Raw genomic sequence first — 895 nt, 5'->3', positions numbered from 1 at the left:
GGGGGGGCTTAGGCTTATTAATCGCCATTTTAATCTTAACGCTTGGCTTTTTTAAAACCCTGATCATCTTATTGTTTATGCTGATTGGCATCGGCTTAGGCTGGTACTTGCAACAGAGTAACTTTTTTAATAAGTTACTTAAAAGTTGGCGGTAATCTTAAGGATCTTTACGCTTAAGGAGGAATTTTATTATGCAAAATCAAAACCAAATTAACTCAACCAAAACTAATCTAAAGGGCGAATTGACTTACGATGATAAGGTAGTTCAAAAGATCATCGGGCTGGCATTGGCCAATGTCAAAGGCCTGCTGACAGTTAATGGCGGCTTTTTCTCTAATTTAGCTGATAAAATAGTCAATAGTGACGATGTCACGTCGGGAATTGATGTTGAGGTAGGGAAACAACAAGTGGCCGTTGATTTGGAAATTGTTGCTGAATATGACATTGATATTTCTAAATTATATGATCAAATCAAGACCAAAATCGTGGAACAGGTTAAAAAGATGACGGATTTAAACGTTATTGAAGTAAACGTTAAAGTAGTCGACATTAAAACTAAAGCAGAATACGAAAAAGACGCGGTCAGTTTACAAGATCGGGTGGAGAATGTGACCGATAAAACTAAAAAAGCGGTGGATAATCAGAAAGAGAATGATGAGTCAGCCGCCCGGGTTAAATAATTAAAGGAGATGTTGACTATGGGATTTGTTTGGGCAATTATTGTCGGCGCTATTATTGGCGCTATTGCTGGTGCCATTACTAATAATGGTAAATCGATGGGGTGGATTGCTAACATTGTTGCTGGTTTAGTTGGATCGGCTCTTGGACAGGCTTTGTTGGGTTCTTGGGGGCCTAGTTTAGCTGGTATGGCAATTATTCCTTCATTAATTGGAGC

At 38.8% G+C, this 895-nt stretch carries 3 protein-coding genes; all 3 read left to right on the top strand.

The window, feature by feature from the left end; translation table 11 throughout:
• A partial coding sequence (locus tag FC85_RS15475) for a DUF2273 domain-containing protein (RefSeq protein WP_083484958.1) occupies positions 1 to 155 on the top strand: 155 nt, incomplete at its 5' end.
• Positions 156 to 191: 36 nt separating this feature from the next.
• Entirely contained in the window at positions 192 to 680 is a 489-nt protein-coding gene (locus FC85_RS04365) for an Asp23/Gls24 family envelope stress response protein (RefSeq protein WP_003561197.1), read from the top strand.
• A gap of 18 nt (positions 681 to 698) precedes the next feature.
• On the top strand, positions 699 to 895 hold a 197-nt coding region (locus FC85_RS04360), incomplete at its 3' end, for a GlsB/YeaQ/YmgE family stress response membrane protein (RefSeq protein ID WP_057864335.1).

The sequence above is a fragment of the Lentilactobacillus diolivorans DSM 14421 genome, assembly GCF_001434255.1.
GTDB lineage: Bacteria > Bacillota > Bacilli > Lactobacillales > Lactobacillaceae > Lentilactobacillus > Lentilactobacillus diolivorans.
Note: the sequence above shows the minus strand (reverse complement) of the source record. Positions and strands in the feature narration are given on the sequence as shown.